At 70.0% G+C, this 19,489-nt stretch carries 1 protein-coding gene and 1 pseudogene; both read right to left on the minus strand.

The window, feature by feature from the left end:
• Positions 1-47: 47 nt before the first annotated feature.
• A complete protein-coding gene (locus ABH926_RS35695; protein WP_370370378.1) occupies positions 48-2,387 on the minus strand; it encodes an AAA family ATPase in 2,340 nt (779 codons plus the stop codon).
• Positions 2,388-2,490: 103 nt separating this feature from the next.
• Positions 2,491-19,479, minus strand: a pseudogene (locus ABH926_RS35700) (SDR family NAD(P)-dependent oxidoreductase); the annotation flags it as partial.
• Positions 19,480-19,489 lie beyond the last annotated feature (10 nt).

Consider the following 19,489-nt stretch of genomic DNA (forward strand, 5'->3'; position numbering starts at 1 on the left):
AGCCGCCGGTGCTGATCCCTCAGCCCGGCGGCTCGGCGAGGCGCGAACTACCCGGCGGCCACGCCGAGCCGCGCCGCCAGAGCCCTGCGTCCGGTGACGCCGAGCTTCTTGTAGACCCGGGTCAGATGCTGTTCCACCGTGCTGACCGTGACGTAGAGGTCTCCGCTGATCTGCCGGTTGGACATGCCGACCGCGGCCATTTCGGCCACTTTGCGCTCGGCCTCGCTCAGTTCGACCGCGAGGGCGTCCAAGCGCTCAGCGGTGTTCTCGCGCACCCGATAGGTCAGCGGGGACGCGGCGTGGTCGAACGTGGCGGCGGCCGGCAATGTCAGTCGGCTGGCCGGGGATTTCGTCGTCTGCGTGGTCCGGCTGTCTTTGCCGGGGTCTTTGTTCACTCGGCTCAGGTCGGCGTCGCCGAGCTGGGTGGACAGACGCTTCATGGCGTTGGCGAGGTCCCGCCGCCAGGGCACGAGCGCGGACTGCCGCAGCCCTGACTCCTTGGCCAGCCGGCGGCAGCGCTGGAAGTCGCCGACGGCGGCCAGGACGCGACCGGTGGCCAGGTGGTGGTGTCCTCGGGCGTGGAGGTAGCGCAATCCGTTGAGTGTGCCGAACATCGCGGCTGGGACCGGCACGCGCAGCGCTTCGGCCGCCTCGTCGTGCCTGCCGGCCCTGGTGTGTGCCAGGACCTGGACGGCCAATGGAAAGCCGACTGCGGCGCCCCAACCCTCGACGCCTATCATCCGCAGTGCGGCAGCGGCCTGCTCCGCCGCCGCGGCCTCATCACCGGTCCGCAGCCGGAGCCAGGCCCGGACCGAGCCCAGCAGCGCTCGCCAGGTGTCCGCCCCGCGCTCGGTTGCTTCGTCGAGCAGCCGCGTGCACCATCGTTCGGCCTGTTCGCCGTTCGGCAGTACGCACAGGGCGATCGCCAGCGCCTCCAACGACAGGTCGGCGAGCCGGCAGTTGCGCAGCACCAGCTCGGCACCGGCCACGGCGGTGTCGTCGGCCCCGTTCAGCCAGCCGTCCGCCAGAGTCTCGGTCACGCGCAGCCAGGGCGAGTCGGTCGGGTCCGCGGGGGCGGGCGCGAGGTCGTTCGGGCCGAAGTGCCACAGAGCGGCGAGCCGGATCTCGGCCCGGGTCTGGGGATCGGCGGACCGCAACCGGTGCAGAGCGTCGGGCAGGGGCTCCCGGTCACCACGCCACAGGGCGTCGCGGACCAGTGCCGAGGCGTCCACCAGCAAGCCCGACCGGACGGCGTCGCGCAGCGGCGGCACGTTGCGCGAGGCGATCTCCGGGGCGCGGCGCCAAGTGATGCGGGCCACGGCCGCGCGGATCTGGATCTGGTCCCGCGCCTCGGTGACCGTGGCCAGCGCCAGTTCGAGACACCGGGTGGCGAAGCCGACGTCGTCGGACGAGGCGGCCTGCTCGGCCGCCGCCCGCAGCGTCGCGACCGGCCAGCCCGGCTCGGCCAGTCCCGCGGCCAGAAGGTGCCCGGCGACGATCCGCGCGCCGCGTCCCCGCCGGTAGGTCACCGCTGCGGCCTGCTGATGCAGCCGAACCAGTTCGTCGGCGGGGAGAACGGCGAGTACCGCGCCGCCGAGGGGCGGCTGCCGGTACCGGCCGTCCGTCGCCAGACCGGTCCGTTCCAGAATGCCGATCATCTCCTCGGCGACACCCATCGGACCGCTGACGAACCGGGCGATCGACTCGGCGTCGGCCTGCTCGCCGAGGACCGCCATCGCGCGGCTCACCTCCGCCATCGGCGGGCCCCACCGGCGCAGCGCCTCGTGCAGCGCGTCGATCGGCGACTCCCGGTCGGCCACAGCCACCACGGCGGGGGGCGGCGGGGCGAGCTCCACCTGTCGGCACGCCAGGGCGGTCAGGTCGGCCTGCGGCGACGGCCCGGTCTCCATGCGACTCCATCGGGTCAGCACAACGAGCAGCCGGGCGGACCGGACGCGACGGTGCAGGTGGCACAGCAGCCGGATCGACCAGTGATCGGCGAAATGCACGTCGTCCACGGCGATCACCACGGGTTGCGCACGACACAGATCGAGCAGTGCCGCGCCTGCCTGGTGGATGGAATGGATATCGTCGCCGTCGATCGACGAAACGAGACGTGTGATTCTCCGGCGTGTCTTTTCCGGAACCATTGTATTGCTGACCAGCTGTTCCAGGATTCCGGCCCGCAGCGATTGTTCATCTGGGGTTCCGGAACTGCTGAGTGTGAGGGTTCCGGCGTTCTCCGCGTGGTCGACGAACGCCCGCAGCACGGTGGTCTTCCCGCTGCCGGGGTCGCCGCTGACCACGATCGTCCGGCCGGATTCGGTGCCGCTCGCGGCGAGCTGGCCCTGGAGGAATGTCAGGAGGTTGCTGTGAGTCAAGGACATCAGATCACCGAGCGAAGGGAGGTTCCCACGCATGGCATTGTTGTCGAGCCCTGTGATGAGGTGTCAAGCGTCCGGATCCCCGCCGTCATCGACCGCGCGCGAATCACGCATCCGGCCTACGGGAATCAAGCATCCCCAACCAGTCATGGACGGAACGGGCCGTGGTCGCGGCGTGCTCGTCCATCATCGAGAAATGATTGCCGGGTACGTCGACCACAGCGGACACCGTGCCCAACCGCGTCTGCCAGGTTCCCGTGCCCAGTTCCGGCCGGAGCGGCTCGGTCGCCCTCGCCAACAAAGTCGGAATCGGCAGCGGCTCCGGGCTCCAGTCCGCGAAGAACTCCGTGAGCCACATATAGGCGGACAGCCGGGTGCTGTCGACCGGCACCACGCTGTATGAGCGATCGTAGATGATCTCCAGGAATTCCTCGCGACCGATCTCCAGATAGGCGTGGCGCAGCGTGTAGGTGTCCAGCATTGCCACAGCGCGTGGCGGGCGTCCGAGCCCGCACAGGTGCCGGGCGATCTCATGGGCGAGCATTCCGCCTGAGGACGTGCCCAGCAGGACGAACGGAGCGTCGCCGACGTGATCGAGCACCGTGCGCGCCTGCAGCGAGATGAGCGCCGCCGCGTCGGCGGGCAGCGGCTCACCTGCGGCGAAGCCCGGCGCGGGCAGCGCCGAGACCCGCTCCGTGCCCGGCCACAGCGCGGCGAACTGGTAATAGATGTGGGCTCCGGTGGCCGGGGATATCGGGTTCACGCACACCAGCCGGAGATCACCGGACCCGGTGGCCAACGGCAGCGCCGCCGGCGGATCAGGGATCTGCGACTCGTCGGCGAACATCTGCCGCAGCCGGGCGACATTCAGCAGTAGCTGCGTACCCGTGTCGGCCTTGTTCTCCTTGACCGCCGTGAAATACAGCTCACTGATGAGGTCGAAAGTCTCTGATTTCCCGGCCGGTTCCGGACCGGTCGGGATGTCGCCGGACAGCCGGTCGGCGACGTGGTTCGCGAGATCAACCGGCGTCGGATGGTCGAAGACCACCGTGGACGGCAGGCTCAGCTGCGTCAGCCGGTTCAGCCGGTTGCGCAGATCGACGGCCGCGAGCGAGTCGAAGCCCAGTTCCGGGAAGGTGCGGGCGCCCTCGACCAGCGTGGTGCCGCTGTGGCCGAGGGTCACGGCCACCTGACCGCGTACCACCTCCAGCACGGCTCGCCGGCGAGCCGCGTCGTCCAGGCCGGCGAGGCGTTCCACGAGGCTCGCCTGTGCTTCGGCGGCGGGCCGCCCGTTGTCGGCGCGCCGTGTTGTGACCAGCCGTCGCAGCAGCGCGGGCACTTCGCCGGAGGCGACCACCGTCGCCTCATCGAACGAGGCGGCCATGAGCCGCGCCGCGCCGTTTCGGAGTGCGGCGTCGAACAGGCCGAGGGCCTGATTCGTGCTCAGCTCCCGCCATGCGTCGGCCGCCGTGGGTCGGGCACCGGAACGCGCCAGCGCCTGCTGCACCTCGGGGAGGTTCCCGATCAGCGGGCTGGGCCGTTCGGAGGTGAGGACGGGCGCAAAGCGGTCCCAGTCGATGTCGGCGACGAGGACGACCTGGCCGACACGGCCGTCCTTCCGCCCGATAGCGGCCAGCAGCGCGTCCAGCGCCCCGTCGCCGGACATGGGGATCAGGCCCACGCGACGCAGAACCCTCTCCGCCGCCTCGTCACCCGCTATGCCGCTGCCGGCCCAAGCGCCCAAAGCCACCGAGGTGGAGACCCGTCCGCTCGCCAGCCGCTGCTCGGCGAGCGCTGCCAACCGGGCGTCGGCGGCGGCGTGCGCACCGTGCCCCAGGTGGCCCCAGACACCGGAGTCGGACGACAAAAGCACGAACGCGTCGAGCGGCTGGTCGCCCAGCAACTCGTCCAGCACCGCCGCGCCGTCCGCCCTCCCGGACAACGCGTCCGCGAAACCGGCGAGGTCGATCTCCGCGAACGGGACCGGTTGGAGCGACCCGGCGGCGTGTACCACCGCGGTGACCGGCTGATCCGCCGGGACCGCCGCGAGCACGGCCGCGACGGCTTCCCGGTCCGACAGGTCGCACGCGGTCGACGTCACCGCGGTCCCAGACGCCTCCAAGTCGGCGACCAGACCGGCCGCCTCGGACGCGTCCGCATCGCGGTCGCTCAGCAGCACCAGGCGGGTCGCGCCCTCGGCAGCGAGGCGGCGGGCCACGTGCTTGCCGACGCCCGTGGTGCCGCCGGTGACCAGAACCGTGCCACGAGGCCGCCACGGGTCCGCCACGTGCGGTGTTCCGCCGGGTGGCAGGCCACGAACCAGGCGACGTGCGTAGGTGCCATCGGCGCGCAGCGCGATCTGGTCCTCACCGTGTCTACCGGCGAGCACAGCGGCCAGAGCAGGGCCGGTCCACGGGCTGTCTCCTCTGCTCGGCAGGTCGACGAGGCCGCCCCAACCCCGCGGCCATTCCAAAGCGACGACTCCTCCGTAACCCCAGACCTGGGCCTGAGCCGACCGGGCTGGCCGGTCGCCGTCCGATACGGCCACAGCCCCCTGCGTCACACACCACAGTGGAACAGCCGTGTCCACATCGTGCAGCGCCTGGGTGAGTGCCACCGTGGAGGCCATGCCGACCGACACCACCGGGTACTCCGGGTGTGGCCGTTCATCCGGTGCGAGCACGGAAACGATCCCGATCACGCCTGCCGTCGCGATGCGCAGACGGGCGGCCAGCGACTGCCGGTCCGCCGCCTCGCCCGCTTCGATCGTGAACAGCTCGACCTGGGCTCCCGCCCGGGTCAGCGCCACCGCGACAGACGCGGACAGCTCCTCGGCTCCCTCATGGCCCTGGCCCGGTGCGGCGAGCAGCCATCGGCCGGTGAGCTCGGCGCTCGGCGGGACGTCCGTCGGCCGCCAGCCGACGAGGTACGACGAGCGGTTCGCTGCCGGTCCGCCGGTGACGTCTGCTTCGGGCGCCCAGCGGCCCCAGACGAGGGATTGGCCGGGAAGACCGGCATCGCGGCGGTGCTGTGCGATGGCGTCGAGCGACCCGGCGACGGCTGCACCAGTGTCGCCGGCATCGCCGAGCAGGCCTGCCGCCGCGGAGAACACCACGAAGGCCGACAGGTCGAGACCACAAGTCTGCCGGTGCAGGTGCCATGTCGTGTTCACTGCGGACCACGACATCTCATCGCTGTCACCTGGCTCCGGGCGTGTGCCGTCGGGCATGCCGAGCGTGTGGATCACGGCCGTCAGCGGATACTCGGGCGGCACCGACGCCAGCAGCGCGGCCACCGACTCGGCGTCGGTGAGCTCGTCGGCCACCACCGTCACGGTCGCGCCCAGCAAAGACAGCTCGTGGATCAGTTCCGCCGGGTCCGTGTTCCGCTCGGCGGGCCGTCGGGTCAGGAGGAGGTGGCGCGCGCCGATGTCGGCCAGGTGCCGGGCTACGGCGGCTCCGGCGCCGCCGGTGCCGCCCGTCACGAGGATCGTGCCGTGCGGGGCACGGGCCAGGCCGAGCGCGTCCTTGTGGTTCCGGCCGTCATCCTCCGCGACCCTGGTGAGTCGCACGGCCTGTGCCACGCCCTCCCGAATGTGCACCTCGGGCTCTCCGGAGGCCAGGGCAGCCGGCAGGACTCCGACAGATGCTGGCGTGCCGTCGAAACTCACCAGAGCGAACCGGTCGGGATCCGCGGAACGTACGAGTCCTGCGAGTGCCGCTTGGATGATCCCTGTGCCTGTGTCGTCCCGCGTCACCAATACGGCCCGCGCTCTGGTTAGTGCAGGATGAGCAGCGAACCAGTCCAGAAGGCGCCGGGCCCGTGCCACGGCTTCCCGTAGCGCGTCCGGGAGGTCCTCTAGGTCGTTCGATCCGTCTGCGGCCGGGACGGTCAGCAGTACGGTCGTCGGTGCGGCGGCACCCGCTTCGAGTGCCGCGTCGAGGTCCTCAGGGCCGGGGTAGCAACGATCTGCCGGTACCCCCAGGTTGTCGTGCCCACCTACCAGGACGACGCTTTCGGCGTACCCGCTGCGTTCCACCGGAAGCGTCGTGCTCGTCAGCTCGAACAGCGCCTCTTGGGACACGGCGCGGGGAACGGCTGTGCCGATGCGCGGAGCGAGCCAGTAGTTCTGGTGTTGGAAGGGGTAGGTGGGGAGGTTGGTGGGTTGGCCGGGGGTTAGGAGCGTTCGCCAGTCGAGGGGCGTGCCGTGGATGTGGAGGTGCGCGAGTGCGGTGGTGAGTTGGGTGGTGTCGCCGTGGTCGCGCCGGAGGGTTTCGATGGCGATGGCGTCGGGATCGGTGTCAGTGATGGAGGCCGTCAGGATGGGGTGTGGGCTGGTCTCGATGTAGTGCGTGTGGCTGGTGTTCATCAGGGTGCGTATGGCGGGGTGGAAGGCGACCGGCTGGCGGAGGTTGTCGTACCAGTAGGCGGCGTCGGCCTCAATGCCCTTCATCCACGTACCGTTCATGGTCGAGTACCAGGGGATCTCGGCGTTGCGCGGAGAAATGGGTGCGAGGCTTTGAAGTATCTGCTCTCGGATGGTCTCGACATGCGGTGAGTGTGAGGCGTAGTCGACGTCGATCCGTCGGGCGTGGATGCCGGTGGTTTCGCAGTGTTCGAGTACGTGCTCGACCGTTTCGGTGTTGCTGGAGATCACCGTGGTGGCCGGGCCGTTGAGCGCGGCGATGGAGAGGTCCTTGCTCCAGGGCGCGATGAGTTCGCGGGTTGCGTCGGCGGACAGGGAGATGGATGCCATGGCGCCGTGTCCGGACAGCGTTCGTAGTGCTTGGGCGCGCAGTGCGACGATGCGTGTGGCGTCATCGAGGCTGAGTGCTCCGGCGATGTGGGCGGCGGCGATCTCGCCTTGGGAGTGTCCGACGACGGCGTCGGGGTGGACGCCGGACGCCTGCCAGAGATCGGCGAGAGCGACCATGACCGCGAACAAGGTCGGTTGCAGCACATCGACGCGCTCAAGAGGCGGTGCGTCAGCGGCGCCGCGGAGCACGTCGAGCAGTGACCAGTCGGTGTACTGGCACAGGGCCTGGTCGCACTCGGTGATGCGGGCCGCGAACACCGGGGAGGACTGGAGCAGATCCAGTCCCATGCCAACCCACTGCGAACCCTGACCGGGGAAGACGAACACCGTCTTCCCGCCGGTGCGGGCGATGCCGGTGAGCACAGACGGTGCGGGCGTCCCGTCCGCCAGGGCGGCGGTGGCGTCGAGCAGGCTTTCACGGTCGTGGCCCAGGATGACGGCCCGGTGCGCGAAGTGGGTACGGGTGGTCGCCAGCGACCAGGCGATGTCCGCAGGCGCCAGTTCAGGGCGCGCGCCGGCGTGCGCGGCCAGGCGTGCGGCCTGCTCGCGGAGACCATCAGCGGTCTTGGCCGACAACAACCACGGCACCACGGACGGTGCGAGCGGCGCCGCGGCCGGCGTCGGCAGCGGTCGAGGCAGCTCGATCGGCGGCTGCTCAAGGATGACGTGGGCGTTGGTGCCACTGATCCCGAAGGCCGAGACCCCGGCTCGGCGCGGTCGCCCGAGCTCCGGCCAGTTGCGCGATTCGGTGAGGAGTTCGACCTGCCCGCGGGTCCAGTCGATGTGGGTGCTGGGTATTTCGGCGTGCAGTGTCTTGGGCAGGGTGCCGTGCCGCATGGCCTGCACCATTTTGATCACGCTTGCCACGCCCGCCGCGGCTTGGGTGTGCCCGATGTTCGACTTCAGCGAGCCGAGCCAGAGCGGCTGTCCGTCCGGCCGTTCCTGGCCGTAGGTGGCCAGCAGCGCCTGGGCCTCGATGGGGTCGCCTAGTCGGGTCCCCGTTCCGTGAGCTTCCACCGCGTCGATGTCGGAGGCGGACAGGCCTGCGTTCGCGAGTGCCTGCCGGATGACGCGTTGCTGTGACGGTCCGTTAGGTGCCGTGAGTCCGTTGCTGGCGCCGTCTTGGTTCACGGCGCTGCCTCGGACGACGGCCAGGACCGGATGTTGGTTGCGCTGGGCTTCCGAGAGCCGTTCGAGAACCAGGATGCCGATACCTTCACCCCAGCCGGTGCCGTCGGCGTCGTCGGAGAACGCGCGGCAGCGTCCGTCGGCGGACAGGGCACGTTGGCGGCTGAACTCGATGAACCCGTCGGGGGTGGCCATGACGGTGACGCCACCGGCCAGGGCCAGCGAGGACTCGCCGGTCCTCAGCGATTGGGCGGCCAGATGCAGCGCGACCAACGACGACGAACACGCCGTGTCGATGGTGACCGCCGGGCCTTCCAGCCCGAACGTATAGGACAGGCGGCCGGACATCACGCTGGTGGCAGTGCCCGTACTCAAGTAGCCTTCGAGATCTTCGGCGTCGGGGCTGTTGGTGCCGTAGCCCTGGTGGTACGTGCCGATGAACACTCCGCTCTCGGTGCCGCGCAGAGCGGTGGGGTCGATCCCGGCGCGTTCGACGGCTTCCCAAGCGACCTCCAGGAGGAGGCGCTGCTGCGGGTCCATGGCAAGGGCCTCGCGTGGGGAGATGGTGAAGAAGTCCGGATCGAAAGCCGCGGCGTCGCGGAGGAAACCGCCGCTCCGGGCATAGGTCGTGCCCTTGTTCTCCGGGTCCGGGTGGTAGAGGCCTTCGAGGTCCCAACCACGGTCGTCGGGGAACGTGCCGATCGCGTCTCCGCCCTGATCCACCAGCCGCCACAGGTCTTCCGGGGTGGCGATGTCGCCGGCGAAGCGGCACGCCATGCCGACGATCACGATCGGGTCGTCGACCGCGCCCGGCGCACTCGCCGCGGTTGCACGGGCAGCCTGCTCGGCAGCCGCACTTTCGGAACCTGACAACTGGTCGAACAGGTGGGCACCCAACGCCTCGGGGCTCGGGTGGTCGAAGACGAGCGTTGCGGGGAGCCGTAGTCCGGTGGCGGTGGTGAGTCTGTTGCGGAGGTCGACGGCGGTGAGGGAGTCGAAGCCGAGGTCTTTGAAGGGGCGGTCGGGTGGGAGGTGTTCGGTGGTGGTGTGGCCGAGGACGGTGGCTGCTTGGGTGCGGACGAGGTCGAGCAGGATCTGGTGCTGCCTGGCCGTGGTCTGACCGGTCAGGCGGGTGACCAGGGTTGCCTGGGAACGCGCGGGCTGGAGGGGAAGGGAGCGTGCTGCGCGAGGGCGCAGGAGCGGGAGTGTCTCGTGCGGTCGACGTCCGGCGCGGGGGTTCTGGTCCGCGAGCATGAGGACGGGTTCGGTGCTCGCGAACGCGGTGTCGAGGAGAGCGAGTGCGCGCTCGGTGGTGAGCGTCGGGAGGCTGGTGGAGATGCGGTCGAGCGAGCCGTCGGTGAGGTGCCCGGTCATGGCGCTGGTTTGTTCCCACAGGCCCCATGCGGCCGATAGTGCCGGTAGGCCGAGGGTGTGTCGGTGCCGGGCGAGGCCGTCGAGGTAGGCGTTGGCAGCGGCGTAGTTGGCTTGGCCTGGTGCGCCGAGTACACCGGCGGCCGAAGAGAAGAGCACGAATGCGGCGAGGTTCATTTCCCGCGTCAGTTCGTGGAGGTTCCACGCGGCGTCGGCCTTGGCGCGCAGGACGGTGTGCAGTCGCTCCGGCGTGAGGGCGGTGAGGACACCGTCGTCGAGGACCCCGGCGGCATGGATCACTGCGGTGAGCGAGTGTTCGGCCGGCACGGTGTCGAGCAGGTCGGCCAGTGAGTCTTTGTCCGCGGCGTCGCAGGTTTCGATGGTGACGCGCGCGCCTGCTGCGGCCATTTCTGTGGCGAAGGTGTCGATGTCGGCCGCCTGGGGGCCGCTGCGGCTGGCCAGGAGCAGGTGGCGGATGCCGTGGTGGTCCACGAGGTGTCGGGCGACGATGCGGCCGAGGGTGCCGGTCCCGCCGGTGATCAGCACGGTGCCGTCGAGGTTCCAGGCCGGAGGCTCGGAGATCGGGCTCTCCGGCACGAGGCGCGGACTGAAGATCGTCGTCTCACGGACGGCGAGTTGCGGCTCGTCACCGCTTGCGACGGCGAGCACGTCGATGAGCGGGACGGGCTGGTCGTCGATGTCGAGCAGGACGAACCGGTCGGGGTGCTCGGACTGGGCCGCGCGGATCAGCCCCCAGACCGCTGCCCCGGCGAGTTCGGACGCCGGATCGGTCGCTCCGGTCTGCGGCCCGACGGCGTTCTCGGTGACGACGACGAGTCGAGCTGCGGCGAACCGGGATTCCGCGATCCAGGCCTGAGCGATGGACAGGACATCATCCAGGCCGGTCGGGGCAGCCAGGACCACCCAGGCGGGTACGGGAGCACCGCGGTCGATGCCGTCGATCAAACCGTCCAGATCGGCATACGGTTCCGAACCGGTGCTCAGCGGGTCATCGGTGCCGAGTATCGCGACCGGACCGAGCGCCGCCGAGCCCGCCACTCGTGCTGGAGACCAGTCGAGGCGGAAGGGTCCCGGCTCCGACGCCGGGACGCTGAGTTCCCCGGCTGCTATCGGCCGGGTCGTCAGGGCGGCGATGGTGGCGACGAGGTGGCCGGCGGTGTCGGTGAGTTCGAGGGCGGCCGTGTCGGGACCGGTCGGGGTCATGCGGACGCGCAGGGCTGTAGCGGCCCGGGTATGGAGGCGCAGGCCGTTCCAGGCGAAGGGGAGCCGGATCGTGTCGGCGCGGTCGTCGGTTGCGGTCTCGGTGCCGAGGGCGATCGTGTGGAGCGCGGCGTCCAGGAGGGCGGGGTGGATGTGGAACTGGTCGGCTTGCACGACGGCCTGATCGTCCAGCGCGATCTCGGCGTATATCTGCGTGCCGAGTCGCCAGGCGGACCGTAGCGCCCGGAAGGTCGGCCCGTAGGCGTATCCGTCGGTGGCGAACTGGTCATAGAGCTCTGTCACGTCAAGGGGTTCGGCGCCGACAGGCGGCCAGCTCGTGAAGTCGACGGGAGTGCCGAGGTCGCTTGCGGGGGCGAGGTGGCCGGAGGCGTGGCACACCCAGTCCGCGTCGGCGGTCTCGAGCTGGGAGTGGATACCGATGGCACGTCGGTCCTCGGCGTCCGGCTCGCCGACCACCACTTGCAGACGGACCGCGCCGTGGGAGGGCAGGATCAGCGGTCTGTGCAAGGTCAGCTCGTCGACGACGGCCGCGCTGATCGTGCTGGCGTGGAGGGCGAGTTCGGCGAAGCCGGTGCCGGGGAAGAGCACGGCGCCGCCGATCGTGTGATCCACGGTCCACGGGGCGGACTCGGTGGACAGCCGGCCGGTGAGCACCAGGCCGGTGGAGTCGGCGAGGCCGAGGGCCGCGGACAGCAGCGGATGGTGGGCCTGGTCGAGTCCTGCGGCGGCGAGGTCGCCGGTGGTCGGCGAGGGCTTGAGCCAGTAGTTCTGGTGTTGGAAAGCGTAGGTGGGGAGGTCGGCGGATCGTCCGGGCGTGAGGAGTGGTTGCCAGTCCAGTGGTCTGCCGTGGATATGGAGTTGGGCGAGTGCGGTGGTGAGTTGGGTGGTGTCGCCGTGGTCGCGGCGGAGGGTTTCGACGGCTGCGGCGTCGGCGTCGGTGATAGATGTGGTCAGGACGGGGTGTGGGCTGACTTCGATGAAGTAGTGGTGGTTGGTGTCTATCAGGGTGCGTATGGCGGGGTGGAAGGCGACGGGGTGGCGGAGGTTGTCGTACCAGTAGGTGGCGTCGGCTTCGGTGCCGGTCATCCATGCGCTGTGCAGGGTGGAGTACCAGGGGATCCCGGCCTTGCGCGGAGTGATCGGTGCGAGCGTCTTGAGTATCTGTTCTTGGATGGTCTCGACGTGCGACGAGTGTGAGGCGTAGTCGACGTTGATTCGTCGGGCGTGGACGCCGGTGGTTTCGCAGTGCACGAGTACCTGGTCGAGCGCTTCGGTGTTCCCGGAAATGACGGTGGTGGCCGGACCGTTGAGTGCGGCGATGGAAAGCTTTCCGTCCCAGGGCGCGATGAGTTCGCGTGTGGCGTCGGCGGACAGGGAGATGGATGCCATGCCGCCGTGGCCGGAGAGTTGCTGGAGTGCTTGGGCGCGCAGGGCGACCACGCGTGTGGCGTCATCGAGGCTGAGTGCTCCGGCGATGTGTGCGGCGGCGATCTCGCCTTGGGAGTGTCCGACGACGGCGTCGGGGTGGATACCGCTGGCCTGCCAGAGGTCAGCGAGAGCGACCATGACGGCGAACAGAGTCGGTTGCAGGACGTCGATCCGCTCAAGAGGCGGCGCTCCCGGGTTCCCCCGCAGGACGTCGAGCAGCGACCAGTCGCAGTACTTGCTGAGGACCTGGTCGCATTCGCTGATGCGGTCGGCGAACACGGGGGAGGACTGGAGCAAGTCCTGTCCCATACCAACCCACTGCGAACCCTGACCGGGAAAGACGAACACAGTCTTCCCGCCGCTGCGCGCGATGCCGGTGACGATGGACGGTCCGGGGTTACCTTCCGCCAGGGTGGCGGTGGCGCCTAGCAGGCTCTCCCGGTCGTGGCCGATGACCACGGCGCGGTGGGTGAAGTGAGTGCGGGTGGTCGCCAGGGACCAGGCGATGTCCGCAGGCTCCAGCTCCGGATGACGCGTCGCGTGTGCGGCCAGTCGTACTGCCTGCTCACGCAAACCCTCAGCAGTCTTGGCGGACAACAACCACGGCACCGCAGACGGCTCGAACGGCGCCGAGACCGGCGTCGGTTGTGGCATGGATAGCAGTGCTGGCGGCTGCTCAAGGATGACGTGGGCATTCGTCCCGCTGACGCCGAACGCCGAGACACCCGCTCGGCGGAGATGGTCGCCGACCGCCCAAGGCTGGGCTTCAGTGAGGAGTTCGACGTGTCCGGCAGTCCAGTCGATGTGCGTGCTGGGTGTGTCGGCGTGCAGTGTCTTGGGCAGGGTGCCGTGTCGCATCGCCTGCACCATCTTGATGATGCCGGCGACGCCTGCTGCGGCCTGGGTGTGTCCGATGTTCGATTTCAGCGACCCCAGCCACAGCGGTTGTCCGGCAGGGCGGTCCTGGCCGTAGGTGCTGATGAGGGCCTGGGCTTCGATGGGATCGCCGAGTGCCGTACCAGTTCCGTGGGCTTCCACCGCGTCGATGTCGGCGGCGGCCAGTCCCGCGTTTGCCAGTGCCTGTCGGATGACGCGCTGCTGCGACGGCCCGTTCGGTGCGGTCAGCCCGTTGCTGGCGCCATCCTGGTTCACCGCGCTGCCGCGGATGACAGCCAGGACCGGATGACCGTTCCGCTGCGCATTGGAGAGTCGTTCCAGGACGAGGACTCCGACGCCTTCGGCCCAGCCGGTGCCATCAGCGCCGTCGGAGAACGCGCGGCAACGCCCGTCGGCGGACAGAGCACGCTGGCGGCTGAACTCGATGAAGCTGTCGGGTGTGGCCATGATGGTGACGCCACCGGCCAGGGCCAGCGACGACTCGCCGCTGCGCAGCGACTGCGCGGCCAGGTGCAGCGCGACCAGAGACGACGAACACGCCGTGTCCACCGTCACCGCCGGGCCTTCCAGCCCGAAGGCGTAGGAAAGCCGTCCGGACATGACGCTGGTGGCGTTGCCGGTGCTCAAGTAGCCTTCGACGTCTCCCGTATCAGGGCTGTTGTGGCCGTAGCCCTGCTGGTATGCGCCGATGAACACTCCGGCCTCAGTGCCACGCAAGGCGTCGGGCTGGATCCCCGCACGCTCGATGGCTTCCCAGGTGACTTCCAGCAGCAGGCGCTGCTGCGGGTCCATGGCCTGGGCCTCGCGCGGGGAGATGGTGAAGAAGGCCGGATCGAAGGCGGCGGCGTCGTGCACGAACCCGCCGGTCCGTACGTAGCTGGTCCCGGCGTGATCCGGGTCCGGATCGTACAACGCGTCCAGGTCCCAGCCACGGCTGGTGGGGAACCCGCCGATCGCGTCCCCGCCCTGATCGACCAGCCGCCACAGGTCATCGGGCGAGTTCACGCCACCAGGCAGGCGGCAGGCCATGCCGACGATCACGATCGGGTCCTCGGCCGTGCCCGGCGCAGTAGTCGCAGTCGTGCGGGCAACCCGCTCGACGGCCGCACTTCCCGCACCCGACAACTCGTCCAGCAGATAGGCGCCCAACGCCTCGGGACTCGGGTGGTCGAACACCAGCGTCGCGGGCAGGCGCAGTCCGGTCGCGTCGGCCAGCCGATTGCGCAGTTCCACCGCGGTCAGCGAATCGAATCCCAGATCGCGGAACGCCTGCCGGACGTCGATTCCCGCAGCGTCCGCCATTCCCAGGACGACGGCCGCATGGCCGCGCACCACCTCGACCGCCAGCTGCCCGCGTTCCGCGGCCGGGGTGTCGGCCAGGCGGGCGGCGAGGCCTGCGGGCCTGCTCCCGGCGGTGCCTCGGCGACGCGCCGTCCGGCGTACCAGTTCCCGCAGTACGTGCGGTACTTCGGCGGTCGCGGTGCTGACGGCGGACAGGTCGAGATCGACCGGAACCAGCACGGCGTCCGTTCGTCGCAAGGCGGCGTCGAACAGCGCCAGTCCTCGTTTTGCGGACAGCGGACGCAGACCTCCGCGCTCCATCCGTCGCACCTCTGCGTCCGCGAGCGACGCGGTCATCCCCCGCACCTGCGGAGCCCACGAGCCCCAGGCCAGTGACTGCCCGGGCAGCCCGCGTGCCCGCCGGTATTCGGCCAGCGCGTCCAGGGCGGTGTTGGCGGCCGCGTAGTTCGCCTGGCCCGCGGAGCCCAGGACGCCGGCGACTGAGGAGAAGACAACGAACGCGGCGAGATCGCCACGGTCCACTGTCAGCTCGTGCAGCAGCCATGCGGCGCCGATCTTGGGCCGCAGCACCGTGTCGAGCCGCTCCGGCGTCAGGGCCTCGACCGTGCCGTCGTCCAGGATTCCGGCCGTGTGGAAGACCCCCGTCAGCGGATGCTCCGGCGGGATCTCGCCGAGCAGCCGCGTCAGGTCGTTCCGGTCGGCCACGTCGCACGCCGCGATCGTCAGGTGGACACCAGCCGCGGCCAGTTCCGCGGCCAACGCCTGTGCTCCTTCGGCCTGGCCGCCGCTGCGGCTGACGAGGAGCAGGTGTCGCACGCCGTGATGATCCACGAGGTGCCGTGCCAGCAGCCTGCCGAGCCCTCCGGTGCCGCCGGTCAGCAGGACCGTGCCTTCCGGGTCGAATGTTGCAGGCGCCGCCGGTTCCGTCACGTCCAGAGGCATGAGCCGGACGCCGTGGATCGCGCCGTTGAGCACACGCACCTCGGGTTCACCCGACGCCACGGCGGCCGCGAGCAGATCTGGCGTGACTTCCGTGCCCTCCGCGGCATCGGAGGCGACCAGGACGAACCGGCCGGGGTGTTCCTGCTGCGCCGAACGGATCAGTCCGAGCGCGGCGGCCACGGCGATTCCGGATTCGTCCGCGCCGCTGAGCTGGAACACGAGTCGGGTGTCCGTGACACCGTCGTCGGCCAGCCAGCCCTGGATCGCGGCCAGGACCCGGCCGGCCGCATCGAGTGCCGCGTCCGGTACGTCGATATCAACGCCTTCCGGCGCGGTGACCGGGAACAGGACGAACTCCGGCGTCGGTGCGTCGGCGTCGTCGCTCGGCGGTTCCAGTGCCGTCGTCCCCAATCGGAACAGCGACCGCTGCGCGAACCGGTCACTGTCGACCGCCGCCTGCGCCGTCAGGGGGCGCATGGTGAGGGATCCGACGGAGAGCACCGGCAGCCCGGAGCCATCGGTGGCATCGACAGTCACGGTGTCGGTTCGCAGAGCACGTAGACGCACTCGCAGCGAGGTGGCTCCGGCCGCGTGCAAGGTGACGTCGCCCCAGGAAACCGGCGCCAGCACAGCGTCATTGCCGATACCGGAAGAGAAGGCGGCTGCGTGCAAGGCCGCGTCGAGCAGCGCCGGGTGCAGTCGCGAGCGTGCGGCGGTGTCCAGTTGCGAGCCCGGCAGCTGGACCTCGGCGAACACCTCCGCGTCCCGCCGCCAGACCGCCGTGAGCCCATGGGACGCGGGCCCGTCCAGCTCCACCGGCTCCGCATCGGTCGGCGGCCAGATCGTGGCGTCGAAGCCGCTGTCCGCGAGATCCTCGCTCAGGCCGTCACGGCCTGCGCTCTCGGCGAGCACACCGCTGGCGTGGCGTACCCACTCGGCGTCCTGGTCGCCGGTCATCCGGGAGAACACCTGCACCGCTCGGTGCCCTGCCGCGTCGGACGCGTCGACGACGACCTGGATGTCGGCCGGAAAGAAGAGCAGCGGCGCCTCCACGGTCAGCACCCGTACCACTGGAGTCCCCGCGCCCTCGCCGGCCTTCAGTGCGAGCTCGACGAACGCCGTCTCCGGCAGCATTGTCATTTCCCCGCGCCCCGCCAGCCAGGGATGCGTACGCTCCGACAACCTGCTGGTGAACACAAACCCCCCGGTACCCGGCAGTTCCAAACCGGCGCCGAGCAACGCGTGGTCGACTCGCTCGAGCCCCGCTGCGGTCACGTCGCCGCCTGCGGGTGCGGTCAGCCAGTACCGTTCGTGCTGGAAGGCGTAGGTCGGGAGGCTGTCCGTGCGCCGTGCGCCGGTTCCGCGGTACACGGCGGTCCAGTCCGGTGAGGTGCCGTGCACGTGCAGTCGGGCGATCGCGGTGGTGAGCGCGTGCTGCTCCGACTGGTTTCGGCGAAGCGCGGGTACTGCGATTCCGCCGGCGGGCAGCTCCGGCTGAACCAGTGCGGTGAGCGTGCTATCCGGGCCGAGCTCCCAGAACTCGGTGACCTGTTCCGCGGCAAGGGTTTGGACGGCATCGGCGAAGCGGACGGTGCGGCGTATCTGATCGGACCAGTAGCGGGGGTCGGTCAGCGTGTCCGGGTCGACCAGCCGACCGGTGACGGTCGACACGACGGGTATCTCGGGTGCCGAGTAGTCGAGACGTTCAGCGGCGTGCGTGAATTCCTCGAGGATCGGCTCCATCAACGCGGAGTGGAACGCGTGGGACGTCTTGAGCCTGCGGGCACGACCAGCGCCGGTGGCCTCGAACCGCGCGGCGAGGTCGGTCACGGCGTCCTCGTCGCCGGAGATGACGAGGGATCGGGAACTGTTGATCGCGGCGATGCCGACCCGGCGGTCGTCGTACGCGGTCAGCAGCGGCTCGATCTCGGCTTCGTCGGCGGTGAGGCTGAACATGGCGCCGCTTCGCGGTAGCGCGTCCATGAGTCGCGCGCGCATGGTGACGAGGGTGCAGGCGTCTTCGAGCGAGAGGACGCCGGCGACGTGAGCGGCGGTGAGTTCGCCGATGGAGTGCCCGGCCAGATAGTCGGGCCTGATTCCCCAGGATTCGGCGAGCCGGAACAGCGCGACCTGGAGGGCGAATAAGGCGGGTTGCGCGTATCGCGTGTGGTCCAGGAGCGAGGCCTGGGACGTACCGGGCTCGGCGAAGACGGTCTCGCGCAGGAACTGGCTGCCGTCAGGATCGAGGAGCGCCAGGCAGGCGTCCATGGCCTGGGCGAAGACCGGGTACGTGCTGTAGAGCTCGCGGCCCGCGCCGGGGCGTTGGCTGCCTTGGCCGGAGAACAGGAAAGCGATCGTCGGCTGAGACCTGCTGGTGGCGATGTGCAGGTTGGCGGAGTCGACGCCGTCGGCCAGGGCCCGCAGGCCGACGGTGAGTTCGTCGAGGGTGGTGCCGACGACGGCCGCGCGGTGGGGAAGCGCGGTGCGGGCGGTCGCGAGGGAGTAGGCCACGTCAAGCGGGTCCGCGCCCGCGTGTTCGCAGTGGTCGAGCAACCGGGCGGCTTGGGCTCGCAGTGCCTGAGGAGTGTGTGCGGAAAGCACCCACGGCAGTGCGGTCGGCCTGACTTCCGCCGACGTGCGTTCCGAATCAGGTCGCGCGGCGGGCGCCTGCTCCAGGATGACGTGGGCGTTGGTGCCGCTGACGCCGAACGCGGAGACTCCGGCCCGGCGGGGATGGTCAGTCGCGGGCCAGGGCTGGGCTTCGGTGAGGAGCCGGACCTGTCCGCTGGTCCAGTCGATGTGTGTGCTGGGCGTGTCTGCATAAAGGGTCTTGGGCAGGGCGCCGTGCCGCATGGCCTGCACCATCTTGATGACGCCGGCGACGCCTGCCGCGGCCTGGGTGTGCCCGATGTTCGACTTCAGGGAGCCGAGCCAGAGTGGTTGTCCGTCCCGCCGGTTCTGGCCGTAGGCGGCCAGCAGCGCCTGGGCCTCGATCGGATCGCCCAGCCTGGTCGCGGTCCCGTGCGCCTCTACGGCATCGATGTCGCTAGGGGTGAGCCCGGCGTTGGCGAGCGCCTGTCGGATGACGCGCTGCTGCGACGGTCCGTTGGGTGCGGTCAATCCGTTGCTGGCGCCGTCTTGGTTCACGGCGCTGCCGCGGATGACAGCCAGAATCGGATGCTGGTTGCGCTGGGCTTCTGACAGCCGTTCCAGGACGAGGACGCCGATGCCTTCGGCCCAGCCGGTGCCGTCGGCGTCTTCGGAGAACGCGCGGCATCGTCCGTCGGGGGACAGGGCGCGTTGGCGGCTGAATTCGATGAAGCCCTCGGGTGTGGCGATGACGGTGACGCCGCCGGCCAGGGCGAGTGTGGACTCGCCGGTGCGCAGCGATTGCGCGGCCAGGTGCAGCGCGACCAGCGACGACGAACACGCTGTGTCGACGGTGACCGCCGGGCCCTCCAACCCGAAGGTGTATGCGACCCGGCCCGATGCCAGGCTGCCGACGCTCGCTGATTCGGCGTAGTCGTGGTGCATCAGCCCGGTGAACACCCCGGTCTTGGACCCGCTCAGTGAGGCGGCGTCGATTCCGGCGTTCTCCATGGCCTCCCAGGAGACCTCCAGCAGCAGCCGTTGCTGCGGATCGATCGAGGCCGCCTCGCGGGGCGTCAGATGGAAGAACGTCGGATCGAACCCGGCCGCGTCGTGCAGGAAGCCGCCGTGGCGCGCGTAGGTCGAACCGGGCCGCTCGCCCGACGGGTCGTACAAGGCGTCGATGTCCCAGCCCCGGTCGGTGGGGAATGCGACGATCGCGTCGCCCGCCTCGTCGATGAGTCGCCACAGGTCCTCCGGCGAGTCCACGCCACCGGGCAGCCGGCATGCCATGCCGATGATCGCGATCGGTTCCCGCTGGGCCGCAGTCAGCCGGTCGTTGCGCTCCCGCAGCCGCTCGGCCTCTTTCACCGAGGTGCGCAGCGCATCG

This window comes from Catenulispora sp. GP43 (genome assembly GCF_041260665.1).
In the GTDB taxonomy this organism is placed as follows: domain Bacteria; phylum Actinomycetota; class Actinomycetes; order Streptomycetales; family Catenulisporaceae; genus Catenulispora.